The organism is Micromonospora sp. WMMD812 (assembly GCF_027497215.1).
Taxonomy (GTDB): Bacteria; Actinomycetota; Actinomycetes; order Mycobacteriales; family Micromonosporaceae; genus Micromonospora.
Map to the genome: position 1 here is coordinate 4,227,255 of NZ_CP114904.1, position 21,683 is coordinate 4,248,937.

The following is a 21,683-nucleotide window of genomic DNA, read 5'->3' on the forward strand; positions in this document are numbered from 1 at the left end:
ACCATGGGCCGGCGCGACGCCCAGGCACGCACCGGCCGGACTGTCGGTCAGGCACGCATCGGCCGGGCTGTCGGTCAGGCACGCATCGGCCGGGGCGATGCCCGGGGTGGAGTCAGCCCCGCCAGAGGGCGAGCATCATCGCCTCGACGGCGATCCGGGGCTTCACGTTCGCCTCGATCGCGGTGCGGCACTCCAGCACTGCCTCCAGCCGGCGCAGCGCACCCTCGGCGTCCCACTTCTGCGCGCCGGCGCCGGCCAGCGCGGCGGTGTCGATGTGCACCGGCGCGACCGGGGCACGCAGCGCCATGGTGAGCGCGTCCCGGTAGAAACCGGCGAGGTCGACCAGAGCCCGGTCCAGCGCGTCCCGCTGGGCCCGGGTCGCCCGCGACTTCTGCCGCTTCTCCAGGTCCTTGAGCTGCCCGGCCGCGCCGCGGATGGCACCTGCGGCGCCCCGGCCGGTGCCGCCGGCGCCGAGCGCCGTCTCCAGCGCCGCCCGCTCGGCGGCGTCGGCCTCCGTCACGGACGCCTCGGCTTCCGCCTCGGCCGCCTCGATCAGCGCGGAGGCCGCGTCGAACGCCGCGCCCACGCCGGTCAGTCGGCGCGGCACCGCGAGCACCGCGTCCCGCCGCTTGCGGGCCTCGGGGTCACGGGCCAGCCGCCGGGCCCGACCGACGTGCCCCTGGGCGGCCGCCGCCGCCCACTGTGCCACGTCGGGCGCCACGCCGTCCCGGCGGACCAGCACCTCGGCCACCGCGGTGGCCGGCGGCTGCCGCAGCGGTACGACCCGGCAGCGCGACCGGACCGTCACCGAGACGTCGTCGGGGTGGGTGGACGGGGCGCAGAGCAGGAAGACCGTGCGCGGTGGCGGCTCCTCGATCGCCTTGAGCAGCGCGTTGCCGGCCGCCTCGGTGAGCCGGTCGGCGTCCTCGATCACCACCACCTGCCAGCGCCCGCCGGACGGGGTGCTGGCGGCGCGGAGCACCAGCGCCCGCATCTCGCCGACCCCGATGGAGAGTCCCTCCGGCACCACCAGCCGCACGTCGGCGTGGGTGCCGGCCAGGGTGGTGTGGCAGCCGGGGCACTCGCCGCAGCCCGTGCCGTACGCGCACTGGAGGGAGGCGGCGAAGGCGCGCGCCGCCACCGAGCGCCCGGAGCCGGGCGGACCGGTGAAGATCCAGGCGTGGGTCATCCCGGCACCCGGGTCGGGCGCGCGGCCGGTCGCCCCGGCGTCCGGCGTTCCGTCGCCGGCCGGCCCGGCCGGCGTGCCGTCGTCACCCGCTGTGCCTTCGTCGCCCGCGCCGACCGGGAGGAGCGCGGTCGCGCGGTCGGCGGCGGCCTGCCGCAGCACGGCGGCCGCCGCCGCGGCGGCCCGGCGGAGCGTGGCGACCGCCTCGTCCTGGCCGACCAGGTCGGCGAAGACGTCCGGCATCAGGGGCGCTTCTCCATCGTCACGAGCTCCGATTCGGATAACTCCGGCTGCACCGACGTGTCCGGCCCCTGCGCCGGCCGTGGGTGCACGATCCCGGCCGGGTCGCCGAGCAGATCGTCGACCCGCCGAGCCACCAGCTCGGAGAGCTCCGCCACCGGGCGGGAGGCGTCGAGCACCAGGTAGCGCTTCGGGTCGGCGGCGGCGAGGTCGAGGAAGGCGTACCGGACGCGCTCGTGGAAGGCGACCGACTCGGCCTCCAGCCGGTCGGCGGCCTGGTTGCGGGCGGCGGCCCGGGACAGGCCGGTCTGCGGTTCGATGTCGAGCAGCACCACGAGGTCGGGCTTGAGCCCGCCGGTCGCCCAGGAGGAGAGCCAGGAGACCTCGTCCACCGGGAGCGTGCGACCGGCGCCCTGGTACGCCAGGGACGAGTCGACGTACCGGTCGCTGATCACCACGGCGCCGCGGACCAGCGCCGGGCGGACCACGGTGGCCACGTGGTGGGCGCGGTCGGCGGCGTAGAGCAGCGCCTCGGCCCGCGGCGAGGGCGCCTCGGCGCCGGAGTCCTCGAGCACCAGTGACCGGATCCGCTCGCCCACCGTGGTGGCGCCCGGCTCGCGGGTGACCACCACGTCCCGGCCCTGCCCGCGCAGCTGCTCGGCGAGCGCGGCCAGCTGGGTCGACTTCCCCGCGCCCTCGCCACCCTCGAACACCACGAAGAGGCCGTTGGAGACGAACGGCTCGGCGGGCATGAGCGGGCGGCCCCGGATCGAGCCCCAGAGGTCGGCGAGGACCGGGACGCCCTTCTTGTCGTCCATCTGACCGAACGCGCTGATGCCGGCGAAGATGCCGGCCGCGCCGGCGGCGAGCAGCAGCAGTCGGGTGGACGAGATCGAGATCCCGAGGTCGGCGATCTCCAGCTTGCGGGAGCCGCCGACACCGGCGAGGAGGCTGCTCAGCGCGATCGCCAGGATCAGCACCAGCCGGGTGCCGATCTGCACCACCGCGAAGACCCGGCCGCGGACCTCGTCGGCGATCTCGCCGCCGAGCAGCGTGGTGCCGGCCAGGAAGGCCATCCCGGCGCCGGCACCGACCAGGACCGCGCCGAGGATCGCCATCGACAGGTGGATGGCGAAGGCGAGGGTCATCACGGCCGCGCTGGCCAGCACGATGCTCATCCCGAACCAGCGACGCCGGGACATCTCCTTGACGATCATCGGGCCGAGCCCGATGCCCAGGGCCAGGCCGATGAAGATGGCGCCGAAGAGCAGGAAGAAGGCGGCGTCACCGGCGCCGAGCGAGTTGGCGAAGAACCGGGCGGTGCCGATCACGATGCCGCCACCCGCGAACGCGCCGAAGATGCCGAGCACCAGGCCTCGGACCAGCGGGGTCTGGGAGATGAACCGCCACCCCTCGGCGAACTGCCGGGTCATGCTCTGCTCGGCGCGTTCGTGCCCCGTGGCCCGGGTCTGGCTGATCTCCTTGATGCCGAACGCCACCACGACGGCGGTAGCCAGCCGGGAGAAGGAGTTGAACCACAGCGCCAGTTGCGCCGGTTCGGCCCAGCCGGGCACCTCACCGCCGGTGGCCGCCCGGACGCTGCGGTCAAGCACCGCGATGGCCAGCGCGGCGAGCACCGGGGTCAGGCCGTACGTGGTGATCAGGGTGAGCTGGTTGGCCGTCTCCAGCCGGGCGCGCGGGATCAGGTTGGGGACCGCGGCCTCCTTGGCCGGGATCCAGAGCAGGGTGATCGACTCGATCAGGAAGGTGGCGATGGTGGCCCAGCCGACGACGACCCCGCCCTGGGCGCCGAGCAGCGCGACCAGCGGGATCGAGGCGAAGAGCACGAAGCGCAGCACATCGCAGATGACCATCGTCCAGCGCCGGTCGAACCGGTCGGCGAAGACGCCGGCGATCGGGCCGAGCACCAGCGCCGGCAGCAGCCGGATGGCGATCACGAGGCCGAAGGCCGCGCCCTTGGCGGTGCTGCCCTGCACCTGGGCGGCGGCGAAGACGGAGGTGGCGAGCAGGCCGAGCCAGTCACCGAAGGAGGCGGCGCCGAGCACGATCCAGAGCCGGCGGAACGGGCGGATCCGCAGCACCGAACGGATGGCGCTGTAGCCGGAGCGGTCGGTCTGGGTCGCCGCGGACGGCTGGCCGGATCCACTGCCGGACTGGGCCGTGGCGCTGTTGAACTGCCCCGCGGCGCTGCCGACCGGGGCCGCGGTGCTCCCGATCTGACCCGCCGACTCGCCGGGCTGGCCGCCGGACGGCGACACGCCGGGCGACTCGCCGTTGTTCTGGCTTTCGATGGCCGTACCTCCACGTGCCGGCCCATCGCTGGGCATCCCCGGTGCAACACTCTAGACCCGGTGGGGAGCCACCCCACCCGCGACATTCTCCTGCTCGTCGAGCCTAGGCCGCCGGGACCACCCACCGCACCCGGGCAGACGCGAGGGTATTTCGCATTGACCGCCGGACAGTTAGCGTGCACACGTGGCCACCGAAAGCGACAAACTTCGCGACCGCCTGGATCGGGCAACCGACCACCTCGACCCGCCGTACGCCGTCGTCGACCTGACCGCCTTCGATGCCAACGCGATCGCGCTGACCGGGCTCGCCGCCGGCAAGCCGGTCCGGCTCGCGAGCAAGTCGGTCCGCAGCCGGGAGCTGATCAGCCGGGCACTGCGCCGGCCGGGCTGGCGAGGCGTGATGGCCTTCACCCTGCCCGAGGCGATCTGGCTGGTCCGGGCCGGAGTGACCGACGACGTGCTGGTGGCGTACCCCACCGCGGACCGGGGAGCGCTCGCCGAGCTGAGCGCCGACCCAGCCCTCGCCGCGGCGGTCACGCTGATGATCGACGGCGTCGACCAGCTCGACCTGGTCGACGCCGTACGCGCTCCCGACCAGCGGCCCGAGCTGCGGGTCTGCCTCGACCTGGACGCGTCCTGGCGACCACTCGGCGGGCGGGTGCACGTCGGGGTCCGCCGATCGCCGGTGCACAGCGCCCGGGCCGCCGGCGCGCTCGCCGCCGCCGTCGCCGGGCGCGCCGGCTTCCGGCTGGTCGGCCTGATGGCGTACGAGGCACAGATCGCCGGCCTCGGCGACGCGCCGCCCGGGCGGGCGGGAGCGGTGCTCGGCCAGGCGATCCGGCTGGCGCAGCGCGGCTCGTACCGGGAGCTACTGGCCCGCCGGGGCGCGGCGGTGGCGGCCGTCCGCGAGCACGCCGACCTGGAGTTCGTCAACGGCGGCGGCACAGGCAGCGTGGCCGCGACCAGCGCCGATCCCGCGGTCACCGAGGTCACCGCGGGATCAGGCCTGTACGGCCCGACGCTCTTCGACGCGTACCGCGCCTGGCGCCCGACCCCGGCGGCGTACTTCGCCTGCTCGGTGGTGCGCCGGCCGACGCCGGACCTGGCGACCGTGCTCGGCGGCGGCTGGATCGCCTCCGGTCAGGCGGCGGCCAGCCGACTGCCCCGGCCGGTCCTGCCGGCCGGGCTCTCCCTGATCGGCACCGAGGGGGCCGGCGAGGTGCAGACCCCGCTGGCCGGCGCGGCGGCGGCGACGCTGCGGGTCGGCGACCGGGTGTGGTTCCGGCACGCCAAGGCCGGCGAGCTGTGCGAGCACGTCAACGAGCTGCACCTGGTCGACGGGGACACGGTCGTGGCGACCGTGCCCACCTATCGGGGCGAGGGGAACGCGTTCCTCTGACCGTGCGGCTGGCCGGGTCGGCCCGGCCCGGAAGCCGCCGGGCGGGCCCATGACCGCCGGACCGGCCCATGACCCGCCGGGCGGGCGCACGATCCGCCGGACCGGCCCATGACCCGCCGGGCGGGCGCACGATCCGCCGGACCGGCCGATGAGCCGCCGGCCCGGCGCACGACTCGTCCGCCCGGCGCACCCCGGGAGGCGCCTTGCGCTGTGGTGTCGCCCGGCGCACCCGGGCCCTGGTACCGCACGCCCGGCGCACCCCCGGGCCCCGCATTCCGGCCCGGCGCACCTCCGGGCCCAGCTTCGCCGCCCGGCGCACCCCGGGCCTTGACCTACCGCCGCCACCGCACCGTGCCGGCGGGCCGGGCTCAGCCGGCCTGTCGGGCGTCGGCCGGGGCGTCGACCTGGCGGTGCAGGTAGTCCCGGATCAACGCCTTCGCCTCGGCCAGCACCCGATCGTCGCCGTCCGGCTTGCGGCGGAACGCGAGCTTGATCAGCGCGTCGGCCACCTCCACCGCGATCTCCAGGTGGAACCGGAGCTCGGGGACGTCGGTCAGCCCGAAGCGCTCGGTGAGCACGCGGGCCAGCTGGTCCGCGATCACCCCGTTGTTGTCCCGCTGCTCATCGAGCAGGTGCAGGTCGACCACGTCGCCGAAGTGCAGGGTACGGAATCCCGGGACGGTGCGGTGCATCGTGATGTACTCGTCGATGCCCGCGTCGACGCCGTCCCACCAGTGGGTCAGGTCGTCGGAGGCGAACCGCTCGTCGAGGCGCTGGAGGTAGGACTCCATCGTGCGCAGGGTCAACGCCTGCACGATCGCCCGCTTGTCCGGAAAGAACTGGTAGACCGACCCGATCGCCACCTCGGCACGCTCGGCGAGCAAGGTTGTGGTCAGTCCCTCGTACCCCACCTCGTCGACGAGTTCGGCACAGGCGTCCAGCATTCGCTGGACACGCGCGACACTTCGACCCTGCACCGGTACCCGGCGCAGAGGCCCGGTCGTGGCGGCTGGTGTGGACACTCGGCGCCACCCCCCTTCGACGGATGAACATATCTGCACGTCACGAGTTCGTGACTACCGGTACAACGAGCGGGACTCAGTTGCGGTATTTACCAGCGACAACGTTCCTGATATGAAGTCAGTTCATATTCATATCGAGGAGCGCCATGGTCGGCACCGCACCTCCCACCGCCCCCTGGACGAACTGGGCCGGTAACCAGCGTGGCACCGCCACCACCATCCTGCGTCCCCGCTCCCTCGCCGACGTCACCGAGGCCGTCCGGGCCGCCCGGGCCGCCGGTGGTCGGATCCGGGTGGCCGGCAGCGGGCACTCCTTCACGGCCATCGCGCTCGCGGAGGACGCGCGCATGGAACTGGCCGCGCTGGACACCGCCGTACGCGTCGACGCGGAGCGCAGGCTCGTCACCGTACCGGCCGGCATGACCCTGCACGCGCTCAACGACGTGCTCATGCGGCACGGCCTCGCCCTGCCCAACCTCGGCGACATCGACGCGCAGACCGTCGCCGGCGCGATCTCCACCGGCACCCACGGCACCGGGGCCGGGTATGGCTGCCTGGCCACCTTCGTCGAGGCGCTCACCCTGGTCACCGGCACCGGCGAGGTGCTGCACTGCTCCGCCGACGAGCGGCCGGACGTCTTCGCCGCCGCCCGGGTCTCCCTCGGCGCGCTCGGCGCGCTGGTCGACGTGACGCTGCGCTGCGCGGACGCGTTCGTGCTGCACGCGCACGAGCGGCCGGCGCCGCTGGACGCGGTGCTGGGCGAGCTGCCGGAGCTGATCGAGGCGCACGACCACGTCGAGTTCTACTGGTTCCCGTACACCAGCCGGGTGCAGGTCAAGACCAACGACCGGGTGCCCGCCGACGACCGCCCGCTGTCCCGGCTTCGTGGCTGGCTGGACGACGAGTTCCTGTCCAACACCGTCTTCGCCGGCGCCTGCCGGCTCGGCCGGGCGGTGCCCGCGCTCGCCCCGCGCATCAGCGCGGTCTCCGCGCGGGCGCTCACCGAACGCCGCTACACCGGCCGCTCCGACCAGGTCTTCTGCACCCCGCGCCGGGTCCGCTTCGTCGAGATGGAGTACGGGCTGCCGCGCGCGGCACTCCCCGAGGCGCTGGACGCGCTCCGGCGGATCGTGGACGGCCTGCCGTTCAAGGTGCTCTTCCCGGTCGAGGTGCGCTTCACCGCCGCCGACGACATCTGGCTCTCGCACGGGTACGGGCGGGACTCCGTCTACCTCGCCGTCCACCAGTACGTCGGCATGCCGTACGAGCCGTACTTCACCGCGTTCGAGCAGGTCGCCGCCGGGCTGGGCGGCCGGCCGCACTGGGGCAAGCTGCACTGGCGCGACGCGGCGACGCTCGCCCCGGTGTACCCCCGCTGGGCGGACTTCCTCGCCGTCCGCGACCGCCTCGACCCCGACCGGGTCTTCACGAATCCCCATCTGACCCACGTCCTCGGCCACTGACGTCGGGTCGGGACGAGCCGGCCGCGGGCCCATCCGAATCGCCAACGCACCCGTCCGACGGCGTCGAATTCTTAACGCGTTTTATACGCTTCACAGACTTCACGATTCTGTGAAGCGGGCGTAGCGTTCGGGCCATGACTAGTGCTATCTCGGTGGCCGGCCTGGTGAAGACCTTCGGCCGGGTGAGTGCGCTCGACGGACTGGACCTGCAGGTCGACGTCGGCGAGGTGCACGGTTTCCTGGGCCCGAACGGCGCCGGGAAATCCACGACCATCCGGGTCCTGCTCGGGCTGCTGCGGGCGGACGCGGGCGCGGTCAACCTGCTCGGCGGAGATCCGTGGCGGGAGCCCGTGGCCCTGCACCGACGGCTGGCGTACGTGCCGGGCGACGTGAACCTGTGGCCGAACCTGACCGGTGGGGAGGCGATCGACCTCTTCGGGTCGCTCCGGGGCGGCCTGGACAAGCGCCGCAGGGAGGAGCTGATCCAGCGGTTCCAGCTCGATCCGTCCAAGCGGGCGCGGACGTACTCGAAGGGGAACCGGCAGAAGGTCGCGATCGTCGCCGCCTTCGCCTCCGACGTCGAGCTCTACATCCTCGACGAGCCGACCTCGGGGCTGGACCCGCTGATGGAGGCGGCCTTCCAGGAGTGCGTACGCGAGGTGAAGCGGCAGGGCCGGACGGTTCTGCTGTCCAGCCACCTCTTCTCCGAGGTGGAGGCGCTCTGTGACCGGGTGAGCATCGTCCGGCAGGGCCGCACGGTGGAGAGTGGCACCCTCGCCCAGCTGCGACACCTGACCCGCACCACGGTCACGGTGGAGACCACACGTCCGGTCGCCGGGCTTGCCGACCTGCACGGCGTACACGACGTCGACGGGGTGGCCACCCACGCGACCTTCTCGGTGGACAGCGCCGAGCTGAACCATGTGCTGGAGTATCTGACCCAGTTCGACGTGCGTGCGCTCTCCAGCGCCCCGCCATCGCTGGAGGAGCTCTTCCTGCGGCACTACGGTGACGAGCTGGTGAGCGCGCGATGAGCGGTTCCTTCACCGGCGCCACCCGACTGACCCGCCTCGCGCTGCGGCGCGACCGCGTACAGCTGCCGGTCTGGATCCTGAGCACCGTCGCACTCGGGGCGTTCGCCAGCTCGGCGATCGACACGCAGTATCCGACCGAGGCCGACCGGCTCGCCGTCCTGCGCGTCGCCGTCGACACGCCCGGGCTGCTGATGTTCCGGGCCGCCCCCACCGGCACCAGCGACGGCCAGATGACAGTCTTCGGAATCCTGGCGTTCCTGGCGCTGATGGCGGGCTTCATGAGCACCTTCGCCGTTGTCCGGCACACACGCCAGAACGAGGAGACCGGACGCGCCGAGATGATCGGCGCGACGGCGGTCGGCCGGCACGCCACCCTGACCGCCGCCCTGGCCGTCGTGGTCGGCGCCAACATCGCGCTCGCCGCGCTGATCGGGCTCGCCTTCGCCGGGAACGGCGAGTCGGCCGCCAGCTCGTTCGCCGCCGGCGCCGCGGTCGGGAGCGCCGGCATCGCCTTCGCGGCGATCGCGGCCGCCGCCGCGCAACTGACCCAGGGCGCGCGCGCCGCCAACGGGATCGCCGCCACGGCGGTCGGCGCGGCCTACCTGGTCCGTGGCCTCGCCGACGCGTTCGGCGAGGTACGGCCGGACGGTTACACGATGACGAGCGCCTGGCCCGCCTGGCTCTCCCCGATCGGCTGGACCATGCAGGTACGGCCCTACGCCGGCGACCGGTGGTGGGTACTCACGCTCCCGCTCGCGCTCTTCGCGGTCATGACAGCGGTGTCCTTCGCGCTGACCGCGCGCCGTGACGTCGGCATGGGCCTGTTCGCGGACCGCCCCGGACCGACGCGGGCGTCCTCCGCGCTGCTCAGCCCGCTCGGCCTGGCCTGGCGGCTGCAACGCGGCACGGTCCTCGGCTGGGCGGTGACGATCACCGTGTTCGGCCTGATCATCGGGTCGATAGCCAACGCGGTGAAGGATCAGCTGGCCGTGAACGAGAACGTCACGGGGACGCTCAACGACCTCGCCGGTGGCGGCGGGCACGAGGTGATGGACGCCTTCTTCGCCGCGATGATGGCGACCATCGGCGCGCTGGTCGCCGGCTATCTGGTCCAGGCGCTACTGCGGGCGAGAGTCGAGGAGGCGAGCGGGCGGGCCGAGGTGGTGCTCGCCACCGCGACCGGCCGGCTGACCTGGCTGGGCAGTCATGTCGTGGTCGCCACCGCCGGAGCCGTGGCGATGCTCGGGCTCGCCGCGCTCTCGATCGGGCTGGTCTATGGCGCGAGCGTCCACGATCTCAGCGGGCAGATCGGGCAGCTGGCCGGCACGGCGTACCTGCAACTGCCCGCCGCGCTGGTCCTGGCCGGGCTCGCCCTGACGCTCTTCGGGCTCCTGCCCCGCGTCTCGGTCGGGCTGACCTGGTTCGGCTTCGCCCTCAGCTTCGTCACCGGCCCGTACGGGGCGCTGCTCGGCGTGCCCGAGGCGGTGCGGGAACTCTCGCCGTTCAGCCACATCCCGGCTGTACCGGCCGATGCCACGGCGGCGCCGATCGTGCTCATGACCGCCGTCGCGCTGGCGCTCGGCGTGGCGGGGCTGGCCCTCTTCCGCCGACGTAACCTGGCCGCGTGAATCCGACGGGCGGCCCCGTTCGCGGCGCGACCGGCTCGACGCCGGCCGCGCCGCCGGTCACGAAGCAGTGAAAGATAAGCAGATGCAATCCGCAGGCCAACGCGACGAGGAAGCGGTACGACGCTTCATCGAGCACTTCGCTCTCACCTTCAGCGACATGGGGGTGCCCCGCATGCCGTCGCGCGTGCTCGCGGCGTTGATGGTCGCCGAGGAGCCCGGGCTGACCGCGGCGCAGATCAGCGATCGGCTCGGGGTCAGCCCAGCCGCCGTCTCCGGGGCGGTGCGCTACCTGATCCACGTCGGCATGGCCGTACGCGAGCCGGCCCCCGGATCCCGCCGGGACCTCTACAAGGCCGCCCGGTCCAGCACGTACACCTCGATGATCCGGAGCGGGATCTACACGAGGTTCGCCGACGTGGTGCACGAGGGCGTGGTGGCGGTCGGCGACGAGACCTCGTCGGCCGGCGCGCGACTCGCCGAGTTGCGGGACTTCTTCCTCTTCGTCCAGGACGAGATGAGCGCCGCCGCGGAGCGTTGGGAGAAGGGCCGCGAGGAGCGGCAGAAGGCGCAGCCGGGCGACTGACCGCCGGGCGGAGCGCCAGCCGGGTGACACCGGCCGTGCGCCCCGCCCCGACAGGGTTACTCCGCGGCCGCCTTGCGGGGGGCGGCCTTCTTCGCCGGGGTGGCCTTGGCGGTGGTGGTCTTCTTGGCCGCGGTGGACTTCGTCGCCGCCGCGGTCTTCTTGGTCGCCGTCGCCTTCTTCGTCGCCGTGGCCTTCTTGGCCGGGGCCTTCTTCGCCGCCGCCTTCTTGCGCGGTGCCGGGCCCTTCGCCCGCTTCTCGGCGAGCATCTCGGACGCCTCTTCGATGGTCAGCGCCTCGGGAGTCTGCGCCCGCCGCAGCGACGCGTTCGTCTCGCCGTCGGTCACGTACGGGCCGAACCGGCCGTCCTTGATCACCAGGGGCTTCTCGGTCAGCGGGTCGACGCCCATCTCCCGCAGCGGCGGCGCGGCGGCCCGCCGCTGGCGCGTCTTCGGTGCGGCCAGCAGGGCCAGCGCCTCGTCCAGCGTGACGGTGAACATCTTGTCCTCGGAGTCCAGCGACCGGAACTCCTCGCCCCGCTTGACGTACGGGCCGTAGCGGCCGTTGTTGGCGAAGACCTCGACGCCGTCGGGGGCGACGCCGACCAGCCGGGGCAGGCTGAGCAGCTTCAACGCCTCGTCGAACGTGAGCGAGTCGGGCGACTGCGAGCGCAGCAGCGACGACTTGCGCTCGCCGCTGGCCACGTACGGACCGAACCGGCCGGACTTCAGCAGGATCGGCTCGCCGGTGGCCGGGTCGTCGCCGAGCTTGCGCTCGCCCCCACCGCCGAGGAACAGCTCGTGGACCTTCTCCGGGGTCAGCTCGTCCGGAGCCAGGCCCTCCGGGATCGGCGCCCGGTCGCCCTGGGTGCCGCCCTCCTCGCCCTCGGCCGGGGGCGCGGGCTGCTCGCCGGGCACCGCCCGCTGGAGGTACGGGCCGTAGCGGCCGACCCGGACCACCACCTCGCGGCCCTCGTCGTCGGTGAAGAGCGGGATGGAGTTGACGCTGCGCGCGTCGATCTCGCTGAGGTTCTCGGTGACCAGCTTCTTCAGCCCGCCCGCGTGCGCGATGGTCTGGTCGCCGGTGCCGTTGGTGCTGCCGAAGTAGAAGGAGGTGAGGAAGTCGACGGCGGCGTGGTCACCGCCGGCGATCTCGTCCAGCTCGTTCTCCATGCTGGCGGTGAAGTCGTAGTCGATCAGGCGCGGGTAGTGCCGCTCCATCAGCCCGATCACCGCGAACGCCAGGAACGTCGGGATCATCGCCTGGCCGCGCTTGTTCACGTATCCGCGGTCCTGGATGGTCTGCATGATCGAGGCGTACGTGGAGGGGCGGCCGATGCCCAGCTCCTCCAGCGCCTTGACCAGCGACGCCTCGGTGTAGCGGGACGGCGGCTGGGTGTGGTGCCCCTGCGCGGCCAGCTCCTCGGCGGTCAGCGGCTGGTCCTTGACCAGGGTCGGCAGGCGCCGCTCGGCGTCCTCGGCCTCGGCGTTCTCGTCGTCGCTCGACTCGACGTACGCCCGCAGGAAGCCCGGATCGGTGATGGTCTTGCCGGTGGCGCCGAAGTCGACCTCCTCGCTCGTCGAGGAGATCGCCCGGATGCGGACCGAGACGCTGGACCCGACGGCGTCGGTCATCTGCGAGGCGATGGTGCGCCGCCAGATCAGCTCGTAGAGCTTGAACTCCTCGGCGGACAACTCCTTGGCCACCTCGCCCGGGGTGCGGAAGTTGTCCCCCGCCGGGCGGATCGCCTCGTGCGCCTCCTGCGCGTTCTTCACCTTGCCGGTGTAGCGGCGCGGCTCCGGCGGCACGCTGCGCTCGCCGTAGAGCTCGATAATCTGCCGGCGGGCCGCCGCGATGGCGGTCTCCGACAGGTTCACCGAGTCGGTACGCATATAGGTGATGTAGCCGTTCTCGTAGAGCCGCTGCGCGGTGCGCATCGTCTGCTGGGACGAGAACCGGAGCTTGCGGGCCGCCTCCTGCTGGAGCGTGGAGGTGATGAACGGCGCGTACGGGCGGCGCCGGTAGGGCTTCTCCTCCACCCGGGTGACCGTGAAGGGCCGGCCTTCCAGCCGGGCCGCCAGGCCCCGGGCACCTCCCTCGTCCAGGTGGACCACGCCCGCGCCGGCCCGGACCCGGCCGGTGGTCGGCTCGAAGTCCTTGCCGGTGGCGATCCGGTCGCCGTTCAGCGCTATCAGGGTGGCGTTGAACGTCCGCGGGCCCTCGCCGGCGTTCCGCACGGCGAGGGTGGCCAGGATGTCCCAGTATTCGGCGGTGCGGAAGGCCATCCGCTGGCGCTCCCGCTCGACCACGATCCGCGTCGCCACGGACTGCACCCGGCCCGCCGAGAGCCTCGGCATGACCTTCTTCCACAGCACGGGCGAGACCTCGTAGCCGTAGAGGCGGTCGAGGATGCGCCGGGCCTCCTGGGCGTCGACCAGGTCGCGGTCGATCTCGCGCGGGTTGGCCACCGCGGCCTGGATGGCCGGCTTGGTGATCTCGTGGAAGACCATCCGCTTGACCGGCACCTTGGGCTTCAGCGTCTCGACCAGGTGCCAGGCGATGGCCTCGCCCTCGCGGTCCTCGTCCGTCGCCAGGAAGATCTCGTCGACCTCCTTGGCCAGCTTCACCAGCTTGCTGATCTGCTGCTTACGGTCGGCGGAGACCACGTAGAGCGCGTGGAAGCCGTTGTCGACGTCCACCCCGAGCCGGGCCCACGGCTCGCCCTTGAACTTGGCCGGCACGTCGGCGGCGTTGCGCGGCAGGTCGCGGACATGCCCGAAGCTGGCCTCCACGACGTACCCCGGGCCGAGGTAGCCCGAGATCGTCTTGGCCTTCGCCGGTGACTCGACGATGACCAGACGGGTGGTTCCAGCGTTGCTCGGCACGTCTCTCCCCGACCTCACTCCTGCTCGCGACCCGTTCGGCGCCCGATTCGGGCCGTGTTCGACCCGCCGGAACCCGGCGGCCCGGATGTCCAACGTAACGCGCCGTCCGCGTTTCGGGTTTCGCGGGCGGCAAACCGCCCCGACAGGGATGGACCTGCCGGACGGCGCCACCGTACACCGTGGGTAGGCCCCGCAGCGGGTCACTGTGATGATGGCGGACCGTCGGCGGAGGTGTCACCCGACCGTTTTCCGCCTGGATCGTCCCCCCGGCTGTCCGCGACCGGACACCCCGGCGGCCCCCCGACCCGCGCGTCAGGCCAGCACGGGCCAGGCCGGGGCCGGGGCCGCGGCGGGCCGGTCCCCCACCAGTTCGGCGAGGCGGCGCAGCCGCCGCCGCCCAGTGATGAGGTACGCCGGTCCGCCCGCCTCCGGTGCCAGCAGATCCCCGCCGACACCGACCGTCGCGAGGGCCCGGCCGACCGGCTCCCAGCACTCCTGGTCCGCCGCGCCCAGCCGGAGCAGGAACCCGGACGGCTCGGCCACCCCGGCCGCGGCCAGCCAGAGCCGCAGCCGCCGGCCGTTGAGGTGGAAGCCGGCCGGGGGCCGCTTCGCCGTTCCGCGCAGCCAGGCGACCGCGAGCGGCTTCAGGGTTCGGGCGTACGACGTGCGGACCGCGTGCCGCGCGTCCTCGGTCGGCTCCCAGCTCGCCGCCAGCCCCCGCTGGGCCAGTTCGGCCGCCAGGACGTGCACCCGCCAGGCGGCGTCGACCACCACCGAGACCCGCGCGGTGCCGCCCATCCGGACCACCTCGCCGGGCCCGGCGAGCAGCCCGGCGAGATCGGCCAGCGTCGGCTCGGCGGTCTCCGCGCCGAAGAAGACGAGCTGCCGGCGGGCCTCGTCGGCGGTGCCGGGTCGGGCCGGGTCGGTCTCCGCCGCGCCGGGTTCCGCCGCATCATCGGGCCGGGCCGGGTCGGGCGGCTCGCCGGCGGGCTCGGGCCGGGTGCGGGCACGGCGGCGGGCCGGGGCCCGCGGGGTCGCCTCGGGCTGCGGGGTCGCCTCGGGCATCGGGAAGAGCGTCGGGAGCAGTTCCGCCCCCGACGGGTCGCCGCGCCCGTTCAGTGACACTCCGGCACCTCGTCGAAGGCCTGTTTCAACTCCTCGGAGTTGAGCTTGCTGGTGTCCAGCGCGCTGGCGTCGTACTCCTTGTTCAGGGTGTCGACCGCGGCCCGGACGCCGTCGTAGAAGGCGGTGGCCTCGCCGGTGCCCAGCCCTTCGATGGCGTCCCGCGCCCGGCCGTACGCGTCCCGCATCTTCGCCAGGGAGTCGCGGAAGCCGGCGGAGATCTCCTCGCCGCGGTCGGTCTCCGGGACGCCGGCCTCCTCGACCTTGCGTCGGGCCGTCTCGCTGGCCTGCTCGGCGCCGCCGAAGAGGCGGACCAGGTTCTCCTTGGCCTGCGCGGGGGTCGTCTGCGCGGTCATCTGCTGGTCGGTGCTGCTGGTCAGCCTGCTGATCTCCGACCGCCACGGGGCGAGCGCGGAGCAGACCGAGGCCGCCCACGCCCGGGGGCTGGGGCCACCGCCGCAGCCGGCGGCGACGAGGAGAAGCGTGGCCAGGACCACCGTGAGCTTTCCGGCGGCAGTCGCCCGGCACGTACGCATGCGTTGCAGCGTACGGCCTCTGTCGAGCGCTGGCACCGCTCAGGTTCGGGGGCGAGGAACCGCGGAAGCCCCCGGTCGGCGACAGGCGCCGACCGGGGGCTCCGGTGCGGTACGGGTCAGGCCGGAATGGTCTCCGGCCGCTGGTCCGCGCTGCCCGAACCGGTGCCGTCGCCGGCGCCCGAGTCGGACATCGCCACGCCCTTGCGCTTGCTGAACACGACCGCCGCGACGACGATCAGCGTGGCCACCAGCGCGATGCCGACCCGCAGGCCGGTGTTCTTGTCGTCACCCACGCTCCAGGCCACCACGGCCGGGGCGATCAGCAGCGAGACCAGGTTCATCACCTTGATCAGCGGGTTGATCGCCGGGCCGGCGGTGTCCTTGAACGGGTCGCCGACGGTGTCGCCGATGACGGTGGCGGAGTGCGACTCGGAGCCCTTGCCGCCGTACGCGCCGTCCTCGACCAGCTTCTTGGCGTTGTCCCAGGCGCCGCCCGAGTTGGCCAGGAAGACCGCCATGAGCGTGCCGGCCCCGATCGCGCCGGCCAGGTACGCGGCCAGCGCGCCCGGGCCGAGGCCGAAGCCGACCGCGATCGGCGCCAGGATGGCGAGCAGACCCGGGGTCATCAGCTCGCGCTGCGCGTCCCGGGTGCAGATGTCGACCACCTTGCCGTACTCCGGCCGCTGGGTGCGGTCCATGATGCCGGGCAGCTCACGGAACTGCCGGCGGACCTCCATCACCACCGCGCCGGCCGAACGCGAGACCGCGTTGATGGCCAGCCCGGAGAAGAGGAACACCACCGCCGCGCCGATGATCAGGCCGACCAGGTTGCGCGGGTTGGCCACGTTCAGCGAGTTCAGGATCTCCGCCCCGACGTCGCCGACCCCGGCGTCCGAGTACGCGGTGCGCAGCGTGTCGGTGTACGAGCCGAACAGCGCCGTCGCGGCGAGCACCGCGGTGGCGATCGCGATGCCCTTGGTGATCGCCTTGGTGGTGTTGCCGACCGCGTCCAGCTCGGTCAGCGTCCGGGCGCCGTGCTCGTCGATGTCGCCGGACATCTCCGCCACGCCCTGGGCGTTGTCGGAGATCGGCCCGAACGTGTCCATCGCGACGATCACGCCGACCGTGGTGAGCAGGCCGGTGCCGGCCAGCGCGACCGCGAAGAGCGACAGCGTGATCGAGCTGCCGCCGAGCAGGAAGGCGCCGAACACGCCGGCGCCGATCAGCAGCGCCGAGTAGACCGCCGACTCCAGGCCGATGCTGATGCCGGCGAGGATGACGGTCGCCGGGCCGGTCTGGGAGCTCTTGCCGATGTCCTGCACCGGGCGCCGGTTGGTCTCGGTGAAGTAGCCGGTCAGCGCCTGGATCGCGGCGGCCAGCACGATGCCGATGACCACGGCGCCGATGGCGACCATCCGCGGGTTCTCGTTGACGTCGGTGAGCCCGCCCTCCAGCTCGGCGAAGGTCGCCGGCAGGTACGCGTACGCGGCGATGGCCACCAGCACGGCGGAGATCAGCGCGGAGGCGTAGAAGGCCCGGTTGATCGCGGTCAGGCCGCTGCGGTCGGTGGAGCGCAGCCGGGTGATGAACACGCCGACGATCGCGACCAGCACGCCGATCGTGGAGATGATCAGCGGGAAGACCAGTCCGTCCTCGCCGAACGCGGCCCGGCCGAGGATCAGCGCGGCGACCAGGGTCACCGCGTACGACTCGAACAGGTCGGCGGCCATGCCGGCACAGTCGCCGACATTGTCGCCCACGTTGTCGGCGATGGTGGCCGCGTTGCGCGGGTCGTCCTCGGGGATGCCCTGCTCGACCTTGCCGACCAGGTCGGCGCCGACGTCGGCGGCCTTGGTGAAGATGCCGCCGCCGACCCGCATGAACATCGCGAGCAGCGCGGCGCCGAAGCCGAAGCCCTCCAGCACGGTCGGCGCGTCGCCCTGGTAGACGATGACGACGAGCGCGGCGCCGAACAGGCCGAGGCCCACGGTGAGGAAGCCGACCACGCCACCGGTCCGGAAGGCGATCTTCATGGCGGCTTCCCGGCCACCCTGTCGCTCCCGGGCGGCGGCCGCGACCCGCAGGTTGGCGCGGGTGGCGAGCCACATGCCGGCGCCGCCGATGAACGCGCTGAACAGCGCGCCGACCACGAAGAAGGCCGACCGGCCGATCTTCACGGCGATCTCGCTGCCGTCGGTGTCGTGCACCGGCAGCAGGAAGAGCAGTACGACGGCGATGACGACGAAGATCGCCAGGGTGCGGAACTGCCGGAGCAGGTACGCCGAGGCGCCCTCCTGGACCGCCCCGGAGATCTCCTGCATGTTGGTGGTGCCCTTGCCGGCCGCCAGCACCGCCCTGGTCAGGGCGGCGGCGAAGACGAGCGCCACCAGCGCGATCACCGCGGCGATGACGACGTACGTGACATTGGCTCCGGCAAGGGAAAGCCCGCCGCCCTCGGCGGCCAAGGTCTTGGACATCTGTGTCCTCCTGTACCGAACACGCGTCGGCCGGTGGAGACGCACCGGTCGGCGCCTGGATGCGGACTCGCAAGCGCCCGCCGAGCCCACCCCTGCGGACCAGCGATGAACTCCCGTACCCGCTGGCTGCGGGATGGATCACTTGCTGACAACCCGGGTACTGTAGCCCTCCGCAGTGTCCGAGGTCACACCGAGGGTGCACCCCGTGTCGATGATCTTCGTCGCTGTGTTATGAACCGAAATCTGATATAGGAACGGGTCCATGCACGTAGGCCGCGCTCCCGGTGGGAACGCGGCCTGAGCGGCGGAGCAGGGGTCAGCGGCCGACCGGCGTTGGGGCCGGCGTCAGCGGCCGACCGGCCAGACCATCCGTACCTCGGTGCCGATGCCCTCGTCGACGGGCCGGACCTGGAGGTCCTCGACGAAGCCGGCGAGCAGGGCGAAGCCCACACCGGTGGTGAGCGCCTCGTCGGTGAGCGACTCGTTGGCCAACTCGTCGGGGGGCAGCGCGGCGAGACCGATGCCGGCCTCGATCGGCGCCCGGTCGATCACCCGGACGGCGTACTGCCCGGAGTCGGACATCTCCACGAGCACCGGATCGTGCAGGCCGTACTGGCGGTGCAGCGCGACCGCGCGGGTGCACGCCTCGCCGATCGCGAGACGCACCTCGTCGAGCAGGTCCTCGCGGACCCCGGCCCGGCGGGCGACCGCGACGCCGACCAGGCGGGCGGTGCGCACGTGCACCGGCGCCGGGGAGAACGAGAGCCGGACCGTCGCCATCACGCGCCGGCGCCGGTCGCCGCGCCGACCGTGGGGTGCAGCGGGAAGACCTGGTCGAGCGCGGTGATCCGGAAGATCTTGAGCAGCGGCTCCTTGTCGCAGACCAGGGCGAACGTGCCCCCCGCCGAACGCAGCCGCTTCAGGGCGCCGACCAGCACGCCGAGCCCGGTGGAGTCGAGGAAGTCCACCCGGCCGAGGTCGACCACCACGTGCCGGGCCCCGCCGTCGATCAGTTCGAGGAGCCGTTCGCGCAGGCGGGGTGCCGTGTAGACGTCCACCTCACCGCCGACCTCGAGCACCGTGTGCTCCCCCACGGTGCGGGTCGCCAGCGACAGCTCCATCGGTCCCTCCTCGCAAGAGCCGTAAACTCTCCTGGGCATCTAACCACTACCGTCGGGAGACGCTGTGGTCACCGGCGGCGGCTCCCCCTTACCCCGGGGCCCGGCTTTTCATCTCCGAACACCAGTGCGAGAGTGCAGGACGTGACTTCCGACGGCTTCAGCTCGGCGCGTCCGGCGCCGCGCCACGACCTGGAGCCGTCGTCCGTCGCCACCGTCCCCGTCGCTCCCGGCCACCAGCGCTCGCCGGCCGACCTGCTGGTCCGGCTACGCGCCCGCGGCGACGCCGACCCGGTCACCCACGTCGAGCGGGTGCCGGCCCGCGCGGGCGTGCCGGCACCCTGGCCGCAGTGGGCCCCGGAGGACCTGCGGGCGGCGTTCGCCCGGCGCGGCGTGGTCGCGCCGTGGCGGCACCAGGCCGAGGCGGCCAGCCTGGCGTACGACGGGCAGCACGTCGTCGTGGCCACCGGCACCGCGTCCGGCAAGTCGCTGGCGTACCAGCTGCCGGCGCTGGCCACCCTGCTCGCCGACCCCCGGGCCACCGTGCTCTACCTGGCGCCGACCAAGGCACTCGCCGCGGACCAGCTGCGCGCCGTCGCCGAGCTGGAGCTGGACGAGGTACGCCCCGCCTGCTACGACGGCGACACCCCACGCGCCGAACGGGAGTGGATCCGCCGGCACTCCCGCTTCGTGCTGACCAACCCGGACATGCTCCACCACGGCATCCTGCCCGGGCACGCCCAGTGGACGGGCTTCCTGCGCCGGCTGACGTACGTGGTGATCGACGAGTGCCACACCTACCGGGGCGTGTTCGGCTCACACGTCGCGCACGTGCTGCGCCGGCTGCGCCGCCAGTGCGCCCGCTACGGCAGCTCACCGGTCTTCGTGCTGGCCTCCGCCACGTCGGGCGACCCGGCGACGGCAGCCGGCCGGCTCACCGGCCTGCCGGTGGCCGCCGTCACCGAGGACACCTCGCCCCGCGGCGGGGTGACCTTCGCGCTCTGGGAGCCGCCGCTGCTGCCCTCGGCCGACACGTCGTCCGACGCGGTGGACCTCGCGCCGGTCCGCCGCTCGGCGCTGCGGGAGACGGCGGACCTGCTCGCCGACACGGTCGCCGCCGGGGTACGCACGCTCGCCTTCGTCCGCTCCCGCAAGGGCGCCGAAGTGGTGGCGTCCAACACCCGACGGGCCCTGGACGAGGCGGTGCCCGGGCTCGGCGACCGGGTGGCCGCCTACCGCGCCGGCTACCTGCGCGAGGAGCGGCGGGAGCTGGAACGGGCGCTGCTGCACGGCGACCTGCTCGGCCTCGCCTCGACCAACGCGCTGGAGCTGGGAGTCGACCTCGTCGGCCTGGACGCGGTGCTGATCTGCGGCTATCCGGGCACCCGCGCGTCGCTCTGGCAGCAGGCCGGCCGCGCCGGGCGCTCCGGCCAGGAGGCGCTCGCCGTGCTCGTGGCCCGGGACGACCCGCTGGACACCTACCTGGTGCACCACCCGGACGCGGTCTTCGGACGGCCGGTGGAGGCGACCGTGCTCGACCCGGCCAACCCGTACGTGCTCGCCCCGCAGCTCGCCTGCGCCGCGGTCGAGGCGCCGCTCACCCCGGCTGACCTGGTGCTCTTCGGCGACGGGACGAAGGAGGCGGTCGAGCAACTGGTCGAGGCCGGCGCGCTGCGGCAGCGGCCGACCGGCTGGTACTGGCGGCACCGCGAACGGCCCGAGGTGGACCTGCGCGGCGAGGGCGGGGCGCCGGTGGTCGTAGTGGAGGCGGCCACCGGTCGGCTGCTCGGCACGGTGGACGGCAGCTCGTCGCACTTCCTGCTCCACCCCGGCGCGGTCTACCTGCACCAGGGCGTCTCGTACGTGGTGGACGACCTGGATCTCGCCGACGGCTGCGCGCTGGTGCACGTCGAGGAGCCGGACTGGTCGACCCACGCCCGGGACGTCACCAACGTCTCGGTGGTGTCGGTGCGCTCGTACGTCGACGCCGGGCCGGTCGGGATGTTCCTCGGCGAGGTGGACGTGACCAGCCAGGTGGTCTCGTACCAGCGGCGGCGTATCGCCACCGGCGAGGTGATCGACACCCGGCCGCTGGACCTGCCGGTCCGGGAGCTGCGTACGGTCGCAGTCTGGTTCACCCTCTCCCCGGAGTCGCTGGCCGCCGCCGGAGTGGAGACGGCCGACGTGCCGGGCGGCCTGCACGCCGCCGAGCACGCCGCGATCGGACTGCTGCCGCTGATGGCCACCTGCGACCGGTGGGACATCGGCGGCCTCTCCACCGCCCTGCACCCGGACACCGAGGCGCCGACCGTCTTCGTCTACGACGGGCACCCGGGCGGGGCCGGCTTCGCCGAGCGGGCGTACGGCACCGCGGCGTCCTGGCTGAAGGCCACCCGGGACGCGATCGCCGAGTGCGGCTGCGAGACCGGCTGCCCGTCCTGCGTGCAGTCGCCGAAGTGCGGCAACGGCAACAACCCGCTCTCCAAGCCGGACGCGATCCGGGTGCTCGACGTGGTGCTGGCCAACCTGCCGACCTGACCGGTCTCCCGCGTGCAGGTCAGCTGTCTTCCGCGTGCAGGTCACACTGGCGGATCGCCATTCGGAAGGTCGGGCCGTGCGGGCAGGCGGCAGGCACGCCGCTGTGCGACACTCCGGCGCACCGATCCCCCAAGGAGAAACAG

The 21,683-nt window shown here is 73.2% G+C and carries 15 protein-coding genes; 6 read left to right on the plus strand and 9 right to left on the minus strand.

Annotation, left to right across the window (positions count from 1 at the left end):
• Window positions 1-112 precede the first annotated feature (112 nt).
• Window positions 113-1,429, minus strand: coding sequence for a DNA polymerase III subunit delta' (locus O7603_RS19485; RefSeq protein WP_281571236.1), 1,317 nt, complete (start codon window positions 1,427-1,429; stop codon window positions 113-115).
• Window positions 1,429-3,774: a dTMP kinase gene (gene tmk, locus O7603_RS19490; protein ID WP_281571237.1), complete on the minus strand. Its 2,346-nt coding sequence runs from the start codon at window positions 3,772-3,774 to the stop codon at window positions 1,429-1,431. Before tmk ends, O7603_RS19485 begins: the two co-directional genes overlap by 1 nt.
• A 148-nt stretch (window positions 3,775-3,922) precedes the next feature.
• On the opposite strand from tmk, the gene O7603_RS19495 reads away from it, so the two are divergent.
• Entirely contained in the window at window positions 3,923-5,137 is a 1,215-nt protein-coding gene (locus O7603_RS19495) for an amino acid deaminase/aldolase (protein ID WP_281571238.1), read from the plus strand.
• Window positions 5,138-5,505: 368 nt separating this feature from the next.
• On the opposite strand, the gene O7603_RS19500 is transcribed toward O7603_RS19495, so the two are convergent.
• The gene (locus tag O7603_RS19500) at window positions 5,506-6,081 is read right to left on the minus strand and encodes a TetR family transcriptional regulator (protein ID WP_281571239.1); all 576 of its coding nucleotides are present in this window, start codon (window positions 6,079-6,081) and stop codon (window positions 5,506-5,508) included.
• A gap of 224 nt (window positions 6,082-6,305) precedes the next feature.
• On the opposite strand from O7603_RS19500, the gene O7603_RS19505 reads away from it, so the two are divergent.
• The 4 genes from O7603_RS19505 (at window position 6,306) to O7603_RS19520 (ending at window position 10,867) form a co-directional block, all read left to right on the plus strand.
• Window positions 6,306-7,622 carry a D-arabinono-1,4-lactone oxidase gene (locus O7603_RS19505; RefSeq protein ID WP_281571240.1) on the plus strand — a complete coding sequence of 439 codons (1,317 nt, stop codon included), beginning with the start codon at window positions 6,306-6,308 and terminating at the stop codon, window positions 7,620-7,622.
• A gap of 134 nt (window positions 7,623-7,756) precedes the next feature.
• Window positions 7,757-8,656: an ABC transporter ATP-binding protein gene (locus O7603_RS19510; RefSeq protein WP_281571241.1), complete on the plus strand. Its 900-nt coding sequence runs from the start codon at window positions 7,757-7,759 to the stop codon at window positions 8,654-8,656.
• A complete protein-coding gene (locus O7603_RS19515) occupies window positions 8,653-10,284 on the plus strand; it encodes an anibiotic ABC transporter (protein ID WP_281571242.1) in 1,632 nt (543 codons plus the stop codon). The genes O7603_RS19510 and O7603_RS19515 overlap by 4 nt, the downstream gene beginning before the upstream one ends.
• A gap of 82 nt (window positions 10,285-10,366) precedes the next feature.
• The gene (locus O7603_RS19520; RefSeq protein WP_281571243.1) at window positions 10,367-10,867 is read left to right on the plus strand and encodes a MarR family transcriptional regulator; all 501 of its coding nucleotides are present in this window, start codon (window positions 10,367-10,369) and stop codon (window positions 10,865-10,867) included.
• 56 nt (window positions 10,868-10,923) lie between these two features.
• Here O7603_RS19520 and topA read toward each other — a convergent pair whose 3' ends face one another.
• The 6 genes from topA to O7603_RS19550 form a co-directional block, all read right to left on the minus strand.
• Window positions 10,924-13,749 (minus strand): type I DNA topoisomerase, encoded by a 2,826-nt coding sequence (gene topA, locus O7603_RS19525; protein WP_281571244.1) that lies wholly within the window; start codon window positions 13,747-13,749, stop codon window positions 10,924-10,926.
• A 312-nt stretch (window positions 13,750-14,061) separates the two neighbouring features.
• Entirely contained in the window at window positions 14,062-14,874 is an 813-nt protein-coding gene (locus O7603_RS19530; RefSeq protein ID WP_281571245.1) for a hypothetical protein, read from the minus strand.
• Window positions 14,865-15,407 carry a hypothetical protein gene (locus tag O7603_RS19535; protein ID WP_281571246.1) on the minus strand — a complete coding sequence of 181 codons (543 nt, stop codon included), beginning with the start codon at window positions 15,405-15,407 and terminating at the stop codon, window positions 14,865-14,867. The genes O7603_RS19530 and O7603_RS19535 overlap by 10 nt, the downstream gene beginning before the upstream one ends.
• Window positions 15,408-15,523: 116 nt before the next feature.
• Window positions 15,524-17,884, minus strand: coding sequence for a sodium-translocating pyrophosphatase (locus O7603_RS19540; RefSeq protein ID WP_281571247.1), 2,361 nt, complete (start codon window positions 17,882-17,884; stop codon window positions 15,524-15,526).
• 345 nt (window positions 17,885-18,229) lie between these two features.
• Window positions 18,230-18,667, minus strand: coding sequence for an ATP-binding protein (locus O7603_RS19545; protein ID WP_281571248.1), 438 nt, complete (start codon window positions 18,665-18,667; stop codon window positions 18,230-18,232).
• Entirely contained in the window at window positions 18,664-19,005 is a 342-nt protein-coding gene (locus O7603_RS19550; protein WP_281571249.1) for an STAS domain-containing protein, read from the minus strand. The genes O7603_RS19545 and O7603_RS19550 overlap by 4 nt, the downstream gene beginning before the upstream one ends.
• Before the next feature lie 189 nt (window positions 19,006-19,194).
• Here O7603_RS19550 and O7603_RS19555 point away from each other — a divergent pair, with 189 nt between their 5' ends.
• Window positions 19,195-21,540, plus strand: a complete 2,346-nt coding sequence (locus O7603_RS19555) for a DEAD/DEAH box helicase (protein WP_281576738.1) — start codon at window positions 19,195-19,197, stop codon at window positions 21,538-21,540.
• Window positions 21,541-21,683: the final 143 nt, after the last annotated feature.